Consider the following 17,808-nt stretch of genomic DNA (forward strand, 5'->3'; position numbering starts at 1 on the left):
TACGGTTCAGTTCTGCGGGAACCCCAGGTTGATGCCGCCGTGGCTCGGGTCGAGCCACCGGGCGGTGATCGCCTTCTCCCTCGTGAAGAAGTGGAAGCCCTGCAGCCCGTACGCCTTCGAGTCGCCGAAGATCGAGTCCTTGAACCCGCCGAACGAGTAGTACGCCACGGGCACCGGGATCGGCACGTTGATGCCGATCATGCCCACCTCGATCTCGTTCTGGAATCGCCTCGCCGCCCCGCCGTCGTTCGTGAAGATCGCCGTTCCGTTGCCGAAGGCTCCGTTGTTGATGAGCGCGACGCCGTCTTCGTAGCTGTGCACACGGACGACCGACAGCACGGGGCCGAAGATCTCCTCTGTGTAGACGCGGGAGTCGAGCGGCACCTTGTCGATGAGGGTCGGGCCGAGCCAGAAGCCTTCGGATGCACCGTCGACGTCTATTCCGCGGCCGTCGACCACGACGTCCGCCCCGTCGGTAATGGCCAGGTCGATGTAGCCCGCCACCTTGTCGCGGTGCGCCTCGGTGATGAGCGGGCCCATGTCGCACGAGCGGCGACCGTCGCCGACGGTGAGCTGCGACATCCGCTGCCTGATTTTTTCGACCAGCTCGTCGGCGACGGGCTCCACCGCCACGACCACCGAGATGGCCATGCAGCGTTCGCCGGCCGAGCCGAATCCCGCGTTGATCGCGGAGTCGGCGACGAGGTCGAGGTCGGCGTCGGGCAGCACCAGCATGTGGTTCTTGGCGCCACCGAGTGCCTGCACCCGTTTGCCGTTGCGGGAGGCGGTCTCGTAGATGTACTTGGCGATCGGGGTGGATCCGACGAACGAGATTGAGCGCACGTCGGGGTGCTCGAGGAGGCCGTCGACGGCCTCCTTGTCGCCGTGCAGCACGTTGAAGACGCCGGACGGCAACCCGGCCTCGGTGAACAGCTCGGCGAGCCAGTTGGCGGCCGACGGGTCCTTCTCGCTCGGCTTCAGCACGACCGTGTTGCCCACCGCGATGGCAATCGGGAAGAACCACATCGGCACCATGGCCGGGAAGTTGAACGGGCTGATGATGCCGACTACGCCGAGCGGCTGCTTGGTCGAGTAGACGTCGACGCCGGTGGAGACCTGCTCGGAGTACTCGCCCTTGATCAGGTGCGGGAAGCCGGTGGCGAGCTCGACGACCTCGAGGCCGCGGGTGATCTCGCCGAGCGCGTCGGAGAGCACCTTGCCGTGCTCGGCGGTGAGGATCTCGGCGAGTTCGCCCTTGCGCTCATTGAGCAGCTCGCGGAAGCGGAACAGCACCTGCTGGCGCTTCGTGATGGAGGTGTCGCGCCAGGCCGGGAACGCCGTCTTCGCGGCGGCGACCGCGGCGTCGATCTCGGCGCCGTTTGCCAGCGCCACCCGCTTCGTCTGTTCGCCCAGCGCCGGATCGAAGACGGGGGCGGTGCGCCCGCTCGCGCTCACGACGGTCTGTCCATCGATGTAGTGCTGCACGATCGGCAGCGTGCTCGGTTCGCTCATGTCATTCCTCGATTGTCGTCGCAACGGGATGACACCCACCTTATGAGGTGGAGCGACGCAGTGACAGGTTGCGCGCACCGCGCACGCGAGCGCCCCCGGTGGCAGAGTTGAGCGCACACCCCCCCACGAAGGAGAACCATGGCCGTCACATCCCTGCTCGACCTGCACGTCGCCGCCGAGTCCGTCGCCGATGCGCCGACGGTCATTGCCGAGGTCCTCACCGCGACCCGCGCGTTCGAGGGCAACCTGGGCGTGGAAGTTCTCGTCGACACCGACGACTCCGCCCACTTCATGGTCGTCGAGACCTGGCAGTCGATCGGACACGACGACGCCTACCGTGCTTCGCGTGCCACCCCTGAGGGTGCGAGCGCGCTCGGCGGCATTCTGGCAGGCCCGCCGACCCTCACCCGTTTCGAGCCCGTCGCGCCCACCGCCGGCTAGCTTCGGCCGCGTTTCTCGAGCACCTCGAGGTAGTGCGGGTTGGTCATGATGCCGAGCACGTTGCCGAACGGGTCGATCACCGCGGCACCGACGAAGTTCTCGCCGAAGTCGCGCGGCGGCTGGTGCGGCGTGGCGCCGAGTTCGATGAGCCGGTCGTAGGCCGCCCGCGCATCGTCGACGTGCCAGTAGACGATCGCGCCGCCGGGAGCGCCAGACGACTGACCGCCGTCGCCCGGCTCGGCGCTCAGGTCGGGCAGGTATCTGCTGTCGAGGATCCCGAACTCGTGCTCGTAGTCGCCGATGCGGAACTCGATGTATTCGGTGCGGGTGAAATAGGGCTCGATGCCCAGCACCTCGGTGTACCACTTCTTCGCCGCCTCGAGATCGCTCGACTGGTAGGCAACTGTCGTGAGCCCGCGCAACATGGTGATTCCCTTCGCCGTCGTAGGTCGTACCGTGTGTCAACGGTATGGCCGGCCACCGACACCCGACGGGCGGCTTGACACACCACCCCTGTTGCCGACGCGCGGAGAGGCGTACGGTCGAACACCAGCGAAGGGGGCCGCATGAAGGTCGCAAAAATCCGCATCGGCGGCAGGATGTTCATCGTCGACCCGGCAGAAGACCTCGATGCGCTCCGCAGCGATATCGTCGCGGCCGCGGCATCCGGGGCCGGTTTTGTGCACTTTCACACCGCCGGCCACATCGCCGTCTCGGCCCTCGTCACACCCCACCTGCCCGTGCGCATCTCGGAGTTCGAATCGGCCACCGACAGCGCCCCGTCCGACCAGGCGGCCCCAATCGCCGAAGAGCCGCCGTTCGCGGTCGGTTCGCACTTCGACGGCTAGTCGGCGTTTCCGACCGCTTCGCGGAACACGAAGGGGTAGTTGCCGAGGAACGACCAGCGGTTCGTCGGCCAGGTGATCACGAACGCGGTTCCCACGACGTCAGCGACGGGCACGAATCCGCCCGCGGGCTCGTCGCGGTGGAACACCGAGTCTTTCGAGTTGTAGCGGTTGTCGCCCATCACCCAGATCATGCCGTCGGGCACGGTGACCTCGAACGTCGCGGGTGCCGACGCACTATTCTCGGTCGGCAGGGCGATGTACGGCTCCTCGAGCGGTACGCCGTTGACCGTGAGGTGGCCGAACGGGTCGCAGCAGGCCACCACGTCTCCCGGCAGGCCGATCACGCGTTTGATCAGGTGGTTGTTGGGGTCCGACGCCGCGAGGCCGACCGCCGAGAGCACCGTCTCGAGCGGATTCGTCTCGACCTCGGCCGTCGGCAACCAGCCGCCCGGGTCCTCGAAGACGACGACGTCGCCATTGGCGAGCGGCACAAGGTCGGGCGCCAGCTGGTTCACGAGGATGCGGTCGTCGACCATCAGCGTGTTCTCCATCGACCCGGACGGGATGAAAAACGATCGCACGAGAAAGGTCTTGATGAGGAAGGACGCCAGGAGTGCCACGGCGAGAATGATCAGGATGTCGCGGAAGAGGCGGGCCCCTCCGCGCCGCGAACGCGCGGGCGCCTGCTCTGTCACATCCATGCCCGCCCGTTTCGTTCGCTGGAATACCTGTTTCGGCGGCGTGCTCCGCTTACCCAACCGAGAAGGCTCAGCATAGGGGAGCCGACTGGGCGAGTGACGGCGGCGTGACGCGACCGTGGTTACCATAAAGGATGACGAATGACATGAACCTCGATATTTTCTCAGACATCGAGTCTGACGTACGGGGTTACATCAGGTCGTTCCCCGTCGTCTTCGAACGTGCCGTCGGCTCGATCATGACCGACCAGCAGGGCACCGAGTACATCGACTTCTTCGCCGGTGCGGGCGCGCTCAACTACGGGCACAACAACCCGAGCATGAAGAAGCGGCTGCTCGAGTACATCGAGAGCGACTCGATCTCGCACTCCCTCGACATGGCGACGGTCGCGAAGAAGGGCTTCCTCGAGGCGTTCCAGAGCATCATCCTCGAGCCGCGCGGCCTCGACTACAAACTGCACTTCACCGGACCGACCGGCACCAACGCCGTGGAGGCCGCGCTGAAGATCGCGCGCCTCTCCACCGGCCGTTCGACCGTCGTCGCATTCACCCGCGCTTTCCACGGCGTGAGCGGCTCGTCGCTCGCCGTTACCGCCAACCAGCACTTCCGGCAGGCGGCCGGGTACACCCTCGACAACGCGGTCTTCGTGCCGTTCGACGGCTACCTGCCCGGGCTCGACACGCTCGCCTACCTCGAACAGATGCTGAACGACCCGAGCAGCGGACTCGACAAGCCCGCCGCGGTCATCGTCGAGACGATCCAGGCCGAGGGCGGCATCAACGTCGCGAGTCCCGAGTGGCTGCAGGGCCTCCGCGAACTCACCACCCGCCACGGCATCGTGTTGATCGTCGACGACATCCAGGTCGGGTCGGGACGCACCGGCGAGTTCTTCAGCTTCGAGTCATCCGGAATCGTTCCCGACATCGTGACGCTTTCGAAGTCCCTGTCGGGCTACGGACTGCCGATGTCGCTCGTGCTGCTCAAGCGCGACCTCGACGTACTGAAGACCGGATCGCACAGCGGCACCTTCCGGGGCAACAACATGGCCTTCGTCTGCGCCACGGTCGCGCTCGAAGAATACTGGGCGGATGACGCGCTGACGCGGGAGGTACACCGCAAGGAGGCTCTCGTGAACGCGCGTCTCGCCGAGATCGCGGCGCTCTACCCGCAGGCACAGCTCGAGGTTCGCGGGCGTGGCTTCATCTTCGGATTCGCCAGCACGGCGATGCCCGAGCTGGCGCAGGCCATCGCCGCCGAGGCGTTCACGCGCGGTCTCGTGGTCGAGGTTTCAGGCCCCGTAGACGAGGTCCTCAAGCTGCTGCCCGCGCTCGTGATCGACGACGAGACCCTGAACCGTGGGCTCGACATCATCGCCGCGAGCGTCGAAGCCGTGCTCGCTAGGGCGTAACGCTCAGACCGAGAGCGGCGGCCGCTGCGTGCCTTCGACGGGCGCGGCCGGGTCGTCGCCGATCTCGACGATGCGGTTGTCGCCGTCGACGTGCACGACCGTGGGCGCGAAGTCGACGGCTTCGTCGCGCGTCATCTGCGCGTAGGTGATGAGGATGACAGTGTCGTCGATGTGCGCCTTGTGCGCCGCCGCTCCGTTGACGCCGATGACGCCGGATCCGCGTTCGCCGGCGATCAGGTAGGTCTCGAAACGCTCACCGTTGTCGACGTCGACGACGCTCACCTGCTGGCCCGGCAGCATCGAAGCCGCGTCGAGCAGGTCGAGGTCGACGGTGAGCGAGCCCACGTAGTGCAGGTCGGAATGGGTGACGCGGGCGCGGTGGATCTTGGAAATGAACATCGTAAGGAGCACCCGTCAACGCTAGTCGTCGGCGGTCGCCCCCGCTGAACACCGTCAGTGCGGCCAGAGCTCGTCGGGGTCGCGAGGCGGGGGCTCCGGCGGGATCACCAGACCGAGCGCGCGGTTCGCCGAGGCGGACATCTCTTCGAGCCAGGTCAGGTTGATATCCGGGTCCTTGCTGCCGAGAAACTCGAAGTGGAGCGACAGGGCGGAATGGAACCAGACAGTGCCGTGCCCGCTGCCGTCGGTGCTCTTGCGTTGCCACGAGTACGCGAAGCTCTCGTTGCGCCGGAGTTTGGTGAGAACGATGATTTTCAGGTGCGCGAGCGTTCGATCGTCGAGGATGATCGCGTATCGTGCGTCGCCGTAATAGAGCGTGCCCATGGTGCTCCTTCGCCGAGTGGCGGATTGGAATTCGCCGCGGGTCTGGGCGGCGATGCCATTTCAGACTATCGGGGTACGGTCGGAGCGTCGAGAAGGAGCCGATCGTGAGAGTGAACGTTCTGGGAGTGCCGAGCAGTGCCGGCGCGTACTGCGTCGGCGTCGAAAAGGCGCCGGCCGCCCTGCGACGAGCCGGGCTCGGCGATGTGCTGGTTGCCGGCGGCGCCGAGGTCATGGACGCGGGCGACCTCACCACGCGCAGGTGGAAGCCCGACCGCGAACACCCGCACGTGCAGAATCTCGGTGAAGAGGTGGCGTCGATGCGGGAACTCGCCGACGTGGCATCCATTCTTCTCGCCGAAGGCGAACTCCTGCTCGTACTGGGCGGAAGCTGCACGGTCGCGTTCGGCGTCTGCGCGGCCGTCGCGCGGCGGGGAGGCAGCCCGAGCATCGTCTACATCGACCGGCACCTCGATCTGAACACGCCCAGCTCGACGACCGAGGGGTCGCTCAGCTGGATGGGGATGGCCCACGCGCTCGGCCTCGACGGCGCCGCGAGCGAGCTGGTCGAAGCCACCCAGGACACCGCGATTCTCGAGCCCTCCCGACTGGTCTACCTCGGAGTCGACGCGGCGACCGAGTGGGAGCGCGACCGGGTGAGAGACCTCGGCATCACCGTCGTTCCGCAGGCCGAGCTCACCGACCATCCCCGGCGGGCGGCACTGGCTGCGTGGAAGGCGCTCCCGACCGGTCCGTTCGTGGTGCACCTCGACGTCGACGTGCTCGATTTTCTCGACGCCCCGCTCGCCGAGAACGTCAACGGACGAAACAGCGGGCCGACGCTGGCCCAGCTCGAGCCCGCGCTGTCGGAGCTGCTGCGGCACCCCGACTGCGTGGCCCTGTCGATCGGTCAGCTCGATCCGGCGCACGCGGTTTCGGATGACACGGCGCTACCGCGACTCGTCGCGGTGCTCGCCTCGGCTATTGCCGCGCGTCAGCTCACCGAAGCTGGCTGAACGACTCGACCTTGTTGTTCTGCCCGGCGATGAGGATGAGGTCGCCCGCCTCGATCACCGTCTCGAGCGTCGTGTAGTCCCAGCCCTTGCCCTCGCGGTAGAAGGCGGTCACGGTGACCCCGTAGGTCGCACGCACTCGCGACTGCCCGAGGGGGATTCCGACGATGGCCTTCGGCGGGGTCGTCTTTACCAACGCGAAGTCGTCGCCGACCTCCACGTAGTCCTGCATGGCACCGCGAACGAGGTGGGCGACCCGCTGCCCCATGTCCTTCTCGGGGTACACGATGTGGTGCACTCCGAGCTGCCCGAGGATCTCGCCGTGCGGATCGCTGACCGCCTTCGCCCAGATGGTGGGGATCTTCATCTTGAGCAGGATGGAGGCGGTGAGGATGCTGGCCTGGATGTCGCCGCCGATGGCGACCACCACCCGGTCGAACTCGTGCACGGCGAGCTGGCGGAGGGTCTCCTCCTTCGTGGAGTCGGCCCGCACGACGTGGGTGAGCAGGCCGTTGTGGGCCTGCACGATGTCTTCCGAGCCGTCGATGCCGAGAACCTCGGTGCCCTTGGCCATCAACTCGAGCGCGAGGGCGCTGCCGAATCGGCCGAGCCCGATGACCGCCACCGAGTCCGCTTCTGCGATGCGGGTCGACGGCGGACGGAGCGAAAACTTAACCAATGATCGGCCTTTCCTTGGGGAGCTCGTAGGTGATGCGGCGATCGGCGAGGGCCAACCCCGAGGCGAAGGTGATCGGTCCGAGCCGGCCGATGAACATGAGCAGGATGAGGATGACCTGCCCGGCGGGCGGCAGGTCTGCCGTGATGCCGGTGGAGAGGCCGACTGTTCCGAACGCGGAGACCACCTCGAAGAGGAGGCGGTCGAGCGTGACGTCGGTGATCAGCATCAGCGTGACCGTGGCGGTCACGACCACGCCGACCGCCAGCAAGACGACCGTGATCGCCTCGCGATGCACCGAGCGCGGAAGCCTCTTGCCGAAGACGTTCACGGCGCCCTCGCCGCGCAGCTCGGTGACGAGAATGAAGAACAGCACGGCGAAGGTGGTGATCTTGATGCCGCCGGCGGTGCCGGCGGGACCGCCACCGATCAGCATGAGCACGTCCATGCCGATCCAGCTGGCGGGATCCATGGCGCCGATGTCGATGCTGTTGAACCCCGCGGTGCGGGTCTGCACCGAGGTGAAGAAGCCGGCCAGCAGCTTCTGCGGCCACTCCATGGCTCCGAGCGTGGCCGGATTCGACCACTCGATGGCGGTGATGTACACGGTGCCGGCGACCAGGAGCGTGATCGTGCCGGCGAGCACGATCCGGGTGTTCATGGTCCACTTCAGCGTGTGACGGAGGTGCTTGCGCAGCTGCATGATGACCGGGAACCCGATACCGCCGAGGATGATCGCCGCGGCGATCGGCAGGCAGATGAACGGGTCGAGGGCGTAGGGCACGAGGTTATCGCTGAACAGCGAGAATCCGGCATTGTTGAACGCCGATACGGAGTGGAAGACCGCGAGCCAGACGGCCCGCCCGATCGGCTCACCGTAGCCCAGCGAGAAGCGGAGGAACAACAGCACCGCCACGGCGCCCTGGATCACGAGCGTGATGCGCGCCACCCGCCCGAGCAGTCCCGACACGTCGTCGAGGCCGAAACTGTGCGCCTCGGTCGCCGTGGTCAGCCGCGAGCGCAGCGAGATTTTGCGCAGAACGGCGAGGCCGACGAGCGAGGCGAACGTCATGATGCCGAAGCCGCCCACCTGGATGAGCGCGAGAATGACCACCTGGCCGAACGGCGTCCAGAAGGTGGCCGTGTCCACCACGACGTGTCCCGTCACACACACCGCGGAGGTGGCGGTGAACAATGCCTCGAGGAACGAGGCTCCGCCCTCACCGACCTTGGAGATCGGCAGCATGAGCAGCGCCGTTCCTAAGGCGATCGCCAGCCCGAATGCCGCGACGATGGTCCTGGCGGGGCGAAGCCGGGAGCGGCGCACCGCTGATGCGGCTTCGGTTCGATTGGCGGATGACACGCCCACCACCTTATGTGCGCCGGAGACCTTCATCCGCGCGAACCGCGAACCGCGCGCCCACGATCAGCGGAGCGCGCGATAGTGCCTGTCGCGCAGCGCGAGCATGGTCCCGCCGATCGTGGCGGCGATCAGCGACCCGGCGAGCACTCCCACCTTCACGTGGTCGTCGGACTCGCTGCCTGCCCCGAACGAGAGCTCGCCCACCAGAAGCGACACGGTGAACCCGATGCCGGCCACGAACGCCATGCCCACCATGTCGATCCACTTGATCGACGGGTCGATGCGCAGGCCCGGGATCCTGGTGACCAGGAAGGTCGTCGCGGTGATCCCGATGGCCTTGCCGAGCACGAGTCCGGCGATGATGCCGAGGGCGATGGTGTCCTGCAGCGAATCCACCAGCCCGCCGATGCCGCCGACGGCGACTCCCGCGGAGAAGAACGCGAAGAGCGGCACGGCGACGGCCGTGGACACGACGCTCCATCGGTCGGCGAAGTGTGCTGCGAGACCGTCGTAGAGCTGGCGGCCCGACGCGTCCACACCGGCTTTCACACGGGCGCGCTTCGTGGCGACCACGGGAACCATAAAGCCGAGGAGCACGCCGGCGACAGTGGCGTGGATTCCGGACGCGTGGATCAGCGCCCAGGTGATGACTCCGAGCGGGATGAGGAGCCACCACGACCTCACGCCGCGCTGCACGGCCACCGCGAACGCGGCGAGCGGGGTGAGCGCGAGGCTCAGGGGCACGAAGGCGATTTCGTCCGTATAGAAGACGGCAATGATCGAGATAGCGAGCAGATCGTCGACGACGGCGAGGGTGAGCAGGAACGTGCGCAGCGCCGGGGGGAGGTTGCGACCGACAACCGCGATGACGGCCACCGCGAACGCGATGTCGGTCGCGGCCGGAATAGCCCACCCCCGCAGTGCATCGCCGCCCGATTGGAGGTTCACGAGCACGTAGATCAGCGCGGGTACCGCGACACCGCCCGCTGCCGCGGCGATTGGCACGATCGCCGTCTGGAAATCGCGGAGTTTGCCGACGACGAACTCTTCCTTCAACTCCAGCCCGACGACGAAGAAGAAGATCGCGAGCAGCCCGTCGGCCGCCCATGCCCCGACACTGAGGTTGAGGTGCAGCGCCTCGGGCCCGAAGGTGAAGTCGCGCAGGCCGTTGTAGAAACCGACTGCGCCGGTGTTGGCGAGGATGAGCGCGAGCACGGTAGCGCCGAGCAGCAGAGCCCCGCCGACGGTGTCTTTGCCGAGGGTTTGGTGGATGCCGCGCCAGATGGAATGGGGCGCCTGGTCTTCGGGGAGCGCGTTCGGGTTGTGGTGGGTCACACTGCTGCCTTCGCTGGGAATTCACGGGTCGGTCGTATCGTGAGCGGTCGAAAAACCCACCCGCCGACCAGACTTCCCGGCACACCAGCAGCAACATTACCGCCGTTTAGGCTGGAGTTATGGATCTTCTCGAGCCGACCAGCATCCGATCCGAACTCGACCAGGTCTCCGACTATTGGACGCCACGGGTGGTGGGCCGCGTCAATGACCAGTACGTCAAGGTGGCAAAGCTTCTGGGCGAGCTGGTGTGGCACGCTCACGACAACGAAGACGAGATGTTCATCGTCGTCTACGGCAACCTCCGCATCCAGCTCGAAGGTGATCGCGAGGTGGCGCTCGGCGCGGGCGATTTCTACGTCGTGCCGAAGGGCGTCCAGCACAATCCCGTCGCCGCGGAGGAGGTCGGAATCGTGCTCATCGAGACGGTCACCACCGCCCACACCGGCGACGTCGTGGTCGAGGGAACCGTGCCGATCGAGCGGCAGCTCGGCGCCTGATATCGCGACGCACTCCGCGTCGAGAAGGTGGGCAACGACCTGATCGCGCCGGTCGCGCGCCCGGGGCGGTGCGGGCGTGCGACCCGGATCCGGTGATCTCTGCGTCAAGGATCCTTGACATTGAATGTCAAGGATCCTTAACATTGGGTCATGGCTTCCCATCGTGTCATTCCAGCTGCGGAGAACCCGATACGCGAGCGCCGCAGAGAACGCCGTGTCACGCAGGCCGAGCTCGCTGACTTCGTGGGCGTCAGCCGGCAGACGATTATCGCCATCGAGCAGGGCGACTACGCCCCGTCGGTGTACCTCGCGCTGCGTATCGCCCGATCGCTGGGCGGCACCGTCGAAGAGCTATTCACGAAAGAGACCGGAGAAAACACATGACCACCAATCGAAAGCTCTTGGACCGGTTCACCGAACGGGTCATGGATCTCGACAGCCCCGCCTACGGCGACGAGCGGGAACGCGCCGTGTCCATGGAGGCGAGCACCTTCGGCCTGACGGCGGGCCTCTACGTCGGACTCCTTGCCGCGGCACTGTTCTCCTTCTTTGGACTCGTGCTCCTTCCCGTGGTCCTCCTCGTCTTCTCCGTTCTGCCGTCCGCCGTAGCCACCTGGTACGCGCGCCGACAGGGCGTCAACCTGCACAAGCTCGCCGAGAACGCCGGATCCCGATCGACCATGGTCGCCATCGCCATCTACGGTGTGGCCCTGATGCTCACCTTCGCCGCGATGGCGTACACCGTCTTCGCCGGCCAACCGCTCATCTCTGCGCCGCCGATCGAGGTAACGCCAGGCGAAGGTTTTCTCGGGGGCATGGCCCAGGGCGCAGTCATAGGCGGGATGGTCGGCGGGCTCGCCGCCATTGTTGGCGGCGCACTCTCGTTCCGCCGGGCCAACCGCCGTCGCAGGTCGGGTTCCTCCACGGAGTCCTGACCCGGGCGGACCGCCGCCCAGGCGTCGCGTCTGTCATTGTCCCTTGCCATTCAACTTGGCGTTGTGCCAGTTAGCTAGTCGCAGAACATCCCCGGAATTCCGGGCCGATGCGCCAATGTTCAGCGACGGACACAGCGGGTGGTTTCGATCCATTCCGTCATCGCGTCCAGATTGTGGGACCACCAGAGGGTGAGCCCACAATCCTGCGCGGGTTGCAGCTCACGTGGTCAGATCAGCTGACCGACTGAATGCCTTCGCTGTTTCCGCGACGGCGGCGAACCACCAGCAGAACTCCACCGGCGAGCAGCATCAGTCCGGTGCCCAGCGCCCCAGCCGCGATCTCTCCGCCCGTAGCGGCTAGCGCGCCAGCCGCCACGGGCGCCACCTCGTTACCGGCGGCGACCTCGGCTGCCGATGAGGGATTCGCAGCCTCGGTCGGGGGGATGTCGCCCACCGGGTTCGTCGTGCACTCCGGAAGCCCGCCTTCACCGGGCGTGCACTCGGTTCCGGGGGGCGGGGCCGGTGTTCCGAAGGGCGGGGTGCCGGGAGGCGGCGTCGGGGTTCCAGGGTCGATCGCCACGGTCACCAACGTCGTGACCGCACTCTCGACGGCGGCGGTTTCGGCTGAACGGGCCGAACCCGTGTTGATGATCTGACGAGCATCTACGTCTGTCTGCGAAACAACGAGAGACGCGGTCAGCACGCAGGCGGCATCCGGCGCAACTGTCGCGCAGGTCTCCGAGTCTCGGGTGAGCACGTCGTCGACGACGACATCTGTCAGGGCCAGCTCGCCTGTGTTCAACGCCGTCAAGGAGTAAGTCAGCGTGTCGCCGAGGGTGACGGACCCCGAGCCATCGGCGTCGGCGTTGCCGATGAGTTCCTTGGTGAAGGTCAGGGCCGCTACGGGACAGATGCCGGAGTCCTGTCGCGAGGTCGCGCCGTAAAGGGCCAGATCGGACGCGGCCTCGACGGTGACCGGCACCGGCGCCTCTGACGGGTCGGTCGGTATCTCGTCGATCGAGAGGATCTCGCCGGTGGCCGACGCGAGATAGATGCGCCCTCCCGACTGCGCAGCACCGAACGAGAGTGGTACTTCTCCGACGATCGAGCTGGTGCCTGCGGCGAGATCGAAGAGCACCAGGAAGCTGCGCGAGTTGCCGTCGTGGCCGATCCCCAGGATCAGACCCGAGTCCAGCGTGAGGAAGTCACCAGACGATGCGAGATACGAGACGCCGTCCGCCAGCATCGGGAACTCGGCGGCGGCGGAGAGCTCGGCCGTCACCGGGTCGAGATACCAGATGCTTGTGTACGCGTTGCCGGAGGTGAGCAGACGCCCGTCTGCGGTCGCCGAGAGCGAGTTGAGCCAATTGTCTTCGAAGGGCGGCGTGCCGTCGTCGAACATTACCGGACCGACATCGGTGGATGCTCCCGTCGTGGGGTCGATAGTGAACAGATGCTGCGATGCCTCCCAGTCGACGCCGTAGAGCAACGTCTCGTCGGCATTCCAGGCGAGGTCACCGAACGGTCGGTCGAGGTAGATCGTGTTCTCTAGCGTGAGCGCACCCGTCAGAGGAGCGACACCATACCTTTGCAGCTCGAGCGGATCCTCACCGCTGTTGACGAAGATGTCGGCCGCTACACAGTTCTCGGCGACAGCGGCGGGCTGCACCGCAGCGGCGGCTGGTGTCACAGCGGTCCCGGCAGCAACGAGTGCGATCGACGACGCGATCAACTGGGCCGTCGCCGTCCGCCGCGCGTGTCCGAAACGCGATGGGTGAGTTGTCTTGGGCATCTATTTTCCTTCTGTACGGCACTGGCGGATTCGAAGTGGTCGACCCGTCCGTCGCTCCACGGATTCAAACTGACGGATAAGCGGGTGAGTCCTCTGTCATACTCAGCGAGTCCGCGGCGCCTTTCGCTTCCCCTAGCTCGGGGCGCCGCGGCATTCCGTGCACTAAGGGGTCCAAGCGAAAGCGGCGGACGGACACGTCCGCTGCAGACTGTCAGCCGGGCTACTCCGCGGGATTCTCTGTTGTGGCTCTGCTGCGCGCGCGGTTGAGTTGCCGTGCGGAGGTGAAGCCCACGCGTTCAGCTAGGTCTGAGGCCGACATCGTTTCGATCGCGGATACCTGGTCGGCTTCGGTCACACGCCGACGTTCGATCTCGCGTCGTGGTGTGGTGCCCATGCGACTGAAGGCGTCCTGCAGCGTGCGGATGCTCACAGTCGTTTCTTTGGCCAGACGAACCGCTGTGAATGCAGGGTCGCGGAATTGGGCTTCGATTGCGACTATCGCGGCCATGAAGAGTCCGTCCCGGTGCTGCGCCATGTTGTCGTGGCGCCCGGTGCCGTGTTCCAGCACGGCACCGAAGAGGTTCTCTAACGAGAGAGCGAGGTGACGTCGCGCCGTCTCGCTGGTAGGCGCCGGGGCTTTGACCAGGGCGTTCGTTATGGAGGTGAGTGCCTCCACTGGTGCGCCGCCGGTCGGTATCGGTTCGCCGTACCGAAACTTGGACCGTCCCGGGTGCAGGAACGTGGGCTCGAGGTGCCAGACGAAGCGGGCGGTTTCCGTGAGGGTGCGCGCCGTGGTGGGTGCTTCACCGTCCAGGAGGATGAGCGAGCCCGCCTCGGTCGTTACCGTGTTCCCGTCGACGTCGAGCTCGAAGCCTCCCTCCATAGTCAGGACCGCGTAGGTCCGCGTGGGTGCCGTGGTCAGGGCGTAGCCTGCCGACCGGGACCACGCGTGTCCCAGACCGAATCGGGGATGCTGCGCGATCTCCGCTACCAAGGACGGGTCTATGTGCCCGCGAGGATGCCATCCGAAATCGTCGCACTTCTCTGCGGCCGCAATCCCCATCGTCATATTCATCCCCCCACTTACGATCATGCACCAACCCGCGTCGAACTGGATAAACAAGGGGGTGAAGAGCCATTTCGCGCAGGGATCGAAGCCATTAAGCGCAGGATTCGCCGGACGCATCTGAATAACACTCGTTCTAACGCAACACTGATCTTTGCGGCGGTTATGCCGTTGACGAGCTAGGGGATCAGATGAATTTCAGTTGGACAGGAGTGCGCGCGCGCACGAGAGACGACAGCGTCCGCGCTCTTCCGGGATTGAGGTCGAAGACCCTTCGCGTCGTTGCTTCGCTCGGAGCTCTCGCTCTGACCGTGTCCGCGCTCGGCGCGACGTCGATGCTCGCCGCTCCTGCGGCCTACGCGGCGCCCGGGGATCCGTTCCCCGCGGCCGACCCGCTGGTGTTCGTCGCACAGCAGACCCCTACGCAGCTGTTCCGAGCGGCTACGGACGCGGCGGGTAATGTGGTCTTCGCCCCGGAGGGCGGTCCAGCCCCGGTCGGGTACAACGCGATCTCATACAACACGGCCGACAACTACCTCTACGGCATCGTTAGCACGCTATCGGGAACTACCGCGTTCCCCGACCAATCGCTTGTGCGCATCGGCCAGGGCGGGGTCCTGACTCGTGTTGGAACCGGCACTGTCGCACCGCCAAGCACCGCCACGTCGCAGAATGTGGGCGTGTTCGGCCCGGACGGCAACCTCCATCACATGAGTAGCGCCTCGACCACGATGTACGTCACTAACCCCACCACGGGTGCGAACGTGCGGACGATCACACTCAGTGAAGCTCTGAACGCGGCGGACCTCGCTTTGAACAACGGCTATTTGTGGGCCATCTCGTCGGGTACCGCCACTGTCCCGGCGGTGATGAGGCGGGTCGACCTCGCCACGGGCGCGGTCACTTCGTTCCCGCTTCCCGTCGGCGTGAACTCCGCGCAGCCCTACGGTGCGGCATGGACGTTCGGTAACGGCAACCTCGGTTTCTCCGGAAACACGACCGGAACCGTCTACCAGATCGCTGTCGCCAACGCCGCGTCGGCGAACCCGACCTTCACCTTGGTCGCAACCAGCGACGGCCCCGCCAGCCAGCAAAACGACGGTGCTGCATCGCCCGGTCTGCCGACCGACCTGTCGATAGTGAAGACCGGGCCGGCCGCGCTCATCGCGGGTGACACGGCCACCTACACGCTCACCGTCACGAACAACGGCCCCGGCAACTCGAGCGGTTTCGTCGTCAACGACACGGTGCCCGCACCGCTCACTAACGTCACCTCCCCTGACGCCGCGTGCACAGTGACGGGCAACGCCGTCCAGTGCATCGGCGGACGTCTCGTCGCAGGCGCGACGGTGACCTACACGATCACAGCGTCGATCCCGGCGAACATCGCCTCCGGGGTCGCGAACACCGCCACCGTCACATCGAATGAGCAGGACCCGACCCCCGGCAACAACACCTCGACCACGACCGCTGGTCTCCCCGGCATCGGCATCGTGAAGAACGCTGGAACGCCGGTCGACGTCAACGGCAACGGCCTCACCGACGCCGGCGACACCATCCAGTACACCTTCGACGTCACCAACACCGGCCAGGTCCCACTGACCGGTGTCGCCGTCAACGACCCGAAGGTCGGCGCTGTCACCTGCCCGCAGACCAGCCTCGCGGTCGGCGCGACCGAAACCTGCTCGGCCACCGCCGCGTACACGATCACCCCGGCCGACGTCACGACCGGTGCGGTCGACAACACCGCGACAGTCACCGGCACCACGCCCGACGGCGACGTCATCACGTCGACCCCGTCGACCACCTCGACTCCGACCACGGCGGCTGCCCCGGGCATCACGATCGTAAAGTCCGCGAGCGGCCCGGCCAGCTACACGGCAGGCGAAGTGGTGACCTACACCTTCGTCGTCACCAACACCGGCAACGTGCCGTTGAACACGGTGACCGTGGACGAGACCGCCTTCACCGGAACCGGAGGCTCGCCTGCCATCACGTGCCCGGCGACGACGATCGCGGTGGGGACGCAGCTGGTCTGCACGGCCACCTACACGCTGACCGCGGCCGATGTGAACGCCGGTACCGTCACGAACTCCGCGACGGCCACGGGCACCCCGACGGGGTCTACGACGCCGATCACCTCGACGCCGTCGACCGTGACGATTCCCATCACCCCGGCCCCCGCCCTCACGGTCCTCAAGACGGTAAGCCCGAGCGTGGTCGCCCTGGCCGGGCAGACCGTGGAGTACTCCTTCCGCGTCACCAACATCGGCAACGTCACCCTCACCGGCGTGACCATCGACGAGACCGCGTTCACCGGCAGCGGCACAGTCTCGGCGATCGACTGCCCGGTGACGACTCTCGCCTCGGGCCAGTTCACCACCTGCACCGCCACCTACACGGTGACCCAGGCCGACGTCGACGCTGGCGGGACCGTGTCGAACACGGCGACGGCCGTCGGTACCCCGCCGACCGGCCCAGCCGTGACGTCGACCCCGTCGACGGCCGTCGTCACGCCTACCCAGTCGCCGGCCCTGACGGTCGTCAAGACCGCCGACGCCACGGTGGCCGAGGTCGGACAGGTCGTTACCTACTCGTTCCGGGTGACCAACACCGGCAACCTGACGATCACCGACCCAGAGGTCGCTGAAGGAACCTTCACCGGATCCGGCGACCTGTCGGCCATCGCCTGCCCGGCGGGTAGCCTCGCACCCGGCGACGACGTCACCTGCACCGCCACCTACACGGTGACGCAGGCCGACATCGACTCCGGCGCGATCAGCAACACCGCGACGGTCGCCGGTACCACGCCCGGCGGCGGCACCACCGATCCTTCGGATCCGTCGACCGTGATCGTGCCCACCGACCCGGAGTCGGCCCTCACCGTCGTCAAGACCGCCGACAGGCAGACCGTCACCGCCGTCGGCCAGATCGTGACGTACTCGTTCCGGGTGACCAACACCGGAACCGCGACCATCACCGACCCGGCCGTCACCGAGGGAGCATTCTCAGGCAGTGGCACGTTGTCGCCGCTCGAGTGCGCCCCGGGCAGCAGCCCGCTGGCACCCGACGCATCGTTCGTTTGCACCGCGACCTACACCGTCGTGGCCGCAGACCTCGAGGCCGGCAACCTGACGAACACCGCCACGGTGTCGGGCACCACCCCCGGCGGCGGACCGATCACGTCGGTCCCGTCGACCGCGACCGTCACGAACGGGTTTGCCCCCGTCCCGCCGACCCCGACACCCGCACCGACTCCGGCAACGCCAGCAACACCGGCGGTTCCCGCCGCTATCGCTGGCGTGCTGGCCCACACGGGTAGCGACGGCGTTATGCCCGCCGCGGGCGCGGCCGTGCTGCTGATGCTGCTCGGCGGCGCGTTCCTGGTGGTCCGCCGCCGAAAGCACCACCGCCAGCACGACGCCGCATAACCCGGCACGGCA

General features: G+C 66.6%; 18 protein-coding genes. 8 read left to right on the top strand and 10 right to left on the bottom strand.

Going from position 1 to position 17,808, the window contains the following annotated elements; genetic code table 11:
- Nucleotides 1–6: 6 nt before the first annotated feature.
- Nucleotides 7–1,512: a CoA-acylating methylmalonate-semialdehyde dehydrogenase gene (locus tag IEV96_RS10700; protein ID WP_229733236.1), complete on the bottom strand. Its 1,506-nt coding sequence runs from the start codon at nt 1,510–1,512 to the stop codon at nt 7–9.
- A 138-nt stretch (nt 1,513–1,650) separates the two neighbouring features.
- Here IEV96_RS10700 and IEV96_RS10705 point away from each other — a divergent pair, with 138 nt between their 5' ends.
- Entirely contained in the window at nt 1,651–1,953 is a 303-nt protein-coding gene (locus IEV96_RS10705; RefSeq protein WP_188510586.1) for a putative quinol monooxygenase, read from the top strand.
- Here IEV96_RS10705 and IEV96_RS10710 read toward each other — a convergent pair.
- A complete protein-coding gene (locus tag IEV96_RS10710; protein WP_188510587.1) occupies nt 1,950–2,378 on the bottom strand; it encodes a VOC family protein in 429 nt (142 codons plus the stop codon). The genes IEV96_RS10705 and IEV96_RS10710 overlap by 4 nt on opposite strands.
- A gap of 141 nt (nt 2,379–2,519) precedes the next feature.
- Between IEV96_RS10710 and IEV96_RS10715 the strand changes: the two genes are divergently transcribed.
- Complete coding sequence (locus IEV96_RS10715) at nt 2,520–2,801, top strand: hypothetical protein (protein WP_188510588.1); 282 nt, start codon at nt 2,520–2,522, stop codon at nt 2,799–2,801.
- Here the strand turns inward: IEV96_RS10715 and lepB are convergent.
- The gene (lepB, locus tag IEV96_RS10720) at nt 2,798–3,502 is read right to left on the bottom strand and encodes a signal peptidase I (protein WP_188510589.1); all 705 of its coding nucleotides are present in this window, start codon (nt 3,500–3,502) and stop codon (nt 2,798–2,800) included. The genes IEV96_RS10715 and lepB overlap by 4 nt on opposite strands.
- A 143-nt stretch (nt 3,503–3,645) precedes the next feature.
- On the opposite strand from lepB, the gene ectB reads away from it, so the two are divergent.
- Complete coding sequence (gene ectB / locus IEV96_RS10725; RefSeq protein WP_188510590.1) at nt 3,646–4,908, top strand: diaminobutyrate--2-oxoglutarate transaminase; 1,263 nt, start codon at nt 3,646–3,648, stop codon at nt 4,906–4,908.
- A 3-nt stretch (nt 4,909–4,911) separates the two neighbouring features.
- Here ectB and panD read toward each other — a convergent pair whose 3' ends face one another.
- Nucleotides 4,912–5,319 carry an aspartate 1-decarboxylase gene (gene panD / locus IEV96_RS10730; RefSeq protein ID WP_188510591.1) on the bottom strand — a complete coding sequence of 136 codons (408 nt, stop codon included), beginning with the start codon at nt 5,317–5,319 and terminating at the stop codon, nt 4,912–4,914.
- A gap of 42 nt (nt 5,320–5,361) precedes the next feature.
- Nucleotides 5,362–5,691, bottom strand: coding sequence for a DUF7882 family protein (locus tag IEV96_RS10735; protein ID WP_188510592.1), 330 nt, complete (start codon nt 5,689–5,691; stop codon nt 5,362–5,364).
- 104 nt (nt 5,692–5,795) lie between these two features.
- On the opposite strand from IEV96_RS10735, the gene IEV96_RS10740 reads away from it, so the two are divergent.
- Nucleotides 5,796–6,704 (top strand): arginase family protein, encoded by a 909-nt coding sequence (locus IEV96_RS10740; protein ID WP_188510593.1) that lies wholly within the window; start codon nt 5,796–5,798, stop codon nt 6,702–6,704.
- Here the strand turns inward: IEV96_RS10740 and IEV96_RS10745 are convergent.
- The 3 genes from IEV96_RS10745 to nhaA are packed head-to-tail and all read right to left on the bottom strand — an operon-like array spanning nt 6,688 to nt 10,075.
- Nucleotides 6,688–7,380, bottom strand: coding sequence for a potassium channel family protein (locus tag IEV96_RS10745; protein WP_229733238.1), 693 nt, complete (start codon nt 7,378–7,380; stop codon nt 6,688–6,690). The two genes, IEV96_RS10740 and IEV96_RS10745, sit on opposite strands and share 17 nt — an antisense overlap.
- Nucleotides 7,373–8,773, bottom strand: a complete 1,401-nt coding sequence (locus IEV96_RS10750; protein ID WP_188510594.1) for a TrkH family potassium uptake protein — start codon at nt 8,771–8,773, stop codon at nt 7,373–7,375. The genes IEV96_RS10745 and IEV96_RS10750 overlap by 8 nt, the downstream gene beginning before the upstream one ends.
- Before the next feature lie 30 nt (nt 8,774–8,803).
- Nucleotides 8,804–10,075 (bottom strand): Na+/H+ antiporter NhaA, encoded by a 1,272-nt coding sequence (gene nhaA, locus IEV96_RS10755; protein WP_188510595.1) that lies wholly within the window; start codon nt 10,073–10,075, stop codon nt 8,804–8,806.
- Between the two features lie 119 nt (nt 10,076–10,194).
- Between nhaA and IEV96_RS10760 the strand changes: the two genes are divergently transcribed.
- From IEV96_RS10760 to IEV96_RS10770, 3 genes are all read left to right on the top strand, one after another.
- A complete protein-coding gene (locus tag IEV96_RS10760) occupies nt 10,195–10,572 on the top strand; it encodes a cupin domain-containing protein (RefSeq protein ID WP_188510596.1) in 378 nt (125 codons plus the stop codon).
- Between the two features lie 150 nt (nt 10,573–10,722).
- Complete coding sequence (locus IEV96_RS10765) at nt 10,723–10,956, top strand: helix-turn-helix transcriptional regulator (RefSeq protein ID WP_188510597.1); 234 nt, start codon at nt 10,723–10,725, stop codon at nt 10,954–10,956.
- Nucleotides 10,953–11,507, top strand: a complete 555-nt coding sequence (locus tag IEV96_RS10770) for a hypothetical protein (protein WP_188510598.1) — start codon at nt 10,953–10,955, stop codon at nt 11,505–11,507. The genes IEV96_RS10765 and IEV96_RS10770 overlap by 4 nt, the downstream gene beginning before the upstream one ends.
- Before the next feature lie 232 nt (nt 11,508–11,739).
- Here the strand turns inward: IEV96_RS10770 and IEV96_RS10775 are convergent, their stop codons facing one another.
- Together IEV96_RS10775 and IEV96_RS10780 are read right to left on the bottom strand one after the other, a co-directional pair.
- Nucleotides 11,740–13,299, bottom strand: a complete 1,560-nt coding sequence (locus IEV96_RS10775; protein ID WP_188510599.1) for a CLIPPER-2 domain-containing protein — start codon at nt 13,297–13,299, stop codon at nt 11,740–11,742.
- Nucleotides 13,300–13,519: 220 nt separating this feature from the next.
- Nucleotides 13,520–14,485 (bottom strand): AraC family transcriptional regulator, encoded by a 966-nt coding sequence (locus IEV96_RS10780; protein ID WP_188510600.1) that lies wholly within the window; start codon nt 14,483–14,485, stop codon nt 13,520–13,522.
- A 191-nt stretch (nt 14,486–14,676) separates the two neighbouring features.
- Between IEV96_RS10780 and IEV96_RS10785 the strand changes: the two genes are divergently transcribed.
- Complete coding sequence (locus IEV96_RS10785) at nt 14,677–17,796, top strand: DUF11 domain-containing protein (RefSeq protein WP_188510601.1); 3,120 nt, start codon at nt 14,677–14,679, stop codon at nt 17,794–17,796.
- Nucleotides 17,797–17,808 lie beyond the last annotated feature (12 nt).

This window comes from Conyzicola nivalis (genome assembly GCF_014639655.1).
GTDB classification, from domain to species: Bacteria; Actinomycetota; Actinomycetes; order Actinomycetales; family Microbacteriaceae; genus Conyzicola; species Conyzicola nivalis.

Coding starts and splice junctions, on each gene's coding strand:
- IEV96_RS10775 (WP_188510599.1), bottom strand. CDS start 13,299: ATGCCCAAGACAACTCACCCATCGCGTTTCGGACACGCGCGGCGGACG.
- IEV96_RS10705 (WP_188510586.1), top strand. CDS start 1,651: ATGGCCGTCACATCCCTGCTCGACCTGCACGTCGCCGCCGAGTCCGTC.
- IEV96_RS10735 (WP_188510592.1), bottom strand. CDS start 5,691: ATGGGCACGCTCTATTACGGCGACGCACGATACGCGATCATCCTCGAC.
- ectB (WP_188510590.1), top strand. CDS start 3,646: ATGAACCTCGATATTTTCTCAGACATCGAGTCTGACGTACGGGGTTAC.
- IEV96_RS10715 (WP_188510588.1), top strand. CDS start 2,520: ATGAAGGTCGCAAAAATCCGCATCGGCGGCAGGATGTTCATCGTCGAC.
- IEV96_RS10750 (WP_188510594.1), bottom strand. CDS start 8,773: ATGAAGGTCTCCGGCGCACATAAGGTGGTGGGCGTGTCATCCGCCAAT.
- IEV96_RS10760 (WP_188510596.1), top strand. CDS start 10,195: ATGGATCTTCTCGAGCCGACCAGCATCCGATCCGAACTCGACCAGGTC.
- IEV96_RS10780 (WP_188510600.1), bottom strand. CDS start 14,485: ATGCGTCCGGCGAATCCTGCGCTTAATGGCTTCGATCCCTGCGCGAAA.
- lepB (WP_188510589.1), bottom strand. CDS start 3,502: ATGGATGTGACAGAGCAGGCGCCCGCGCGTTCGCGGCGCGGAGGGGCC.
- IEV96_RS10765 (WP_188510597.1), top strand. CDS start 10,723: ATGGCTTCCCATCGTGTCATTCCAGCTGCGGAGAACCCGATACGCGAG.
- IEV96_RS10770 (WP_188510598.1), top strand. CDS start 10,953: ATGACCACCAATCGAAAGCTCTTGGACCGGTTCACCGAACGGGTCATG.
- IEV96_RS10700 (WP_229733236.1), bottom strand. CDS start 1,512: ATGAGCGAACCGAGCACGCTGCCGATCGTGCAGCACTACATCGATGGA.
- IEV96_RS10710 (WP_188510587.1), bottom strand. CDS start 2,378: ATGTTGCGCGGGCTCACGACAGTTGCCTACCAGTCGAGCGATCTCGAG.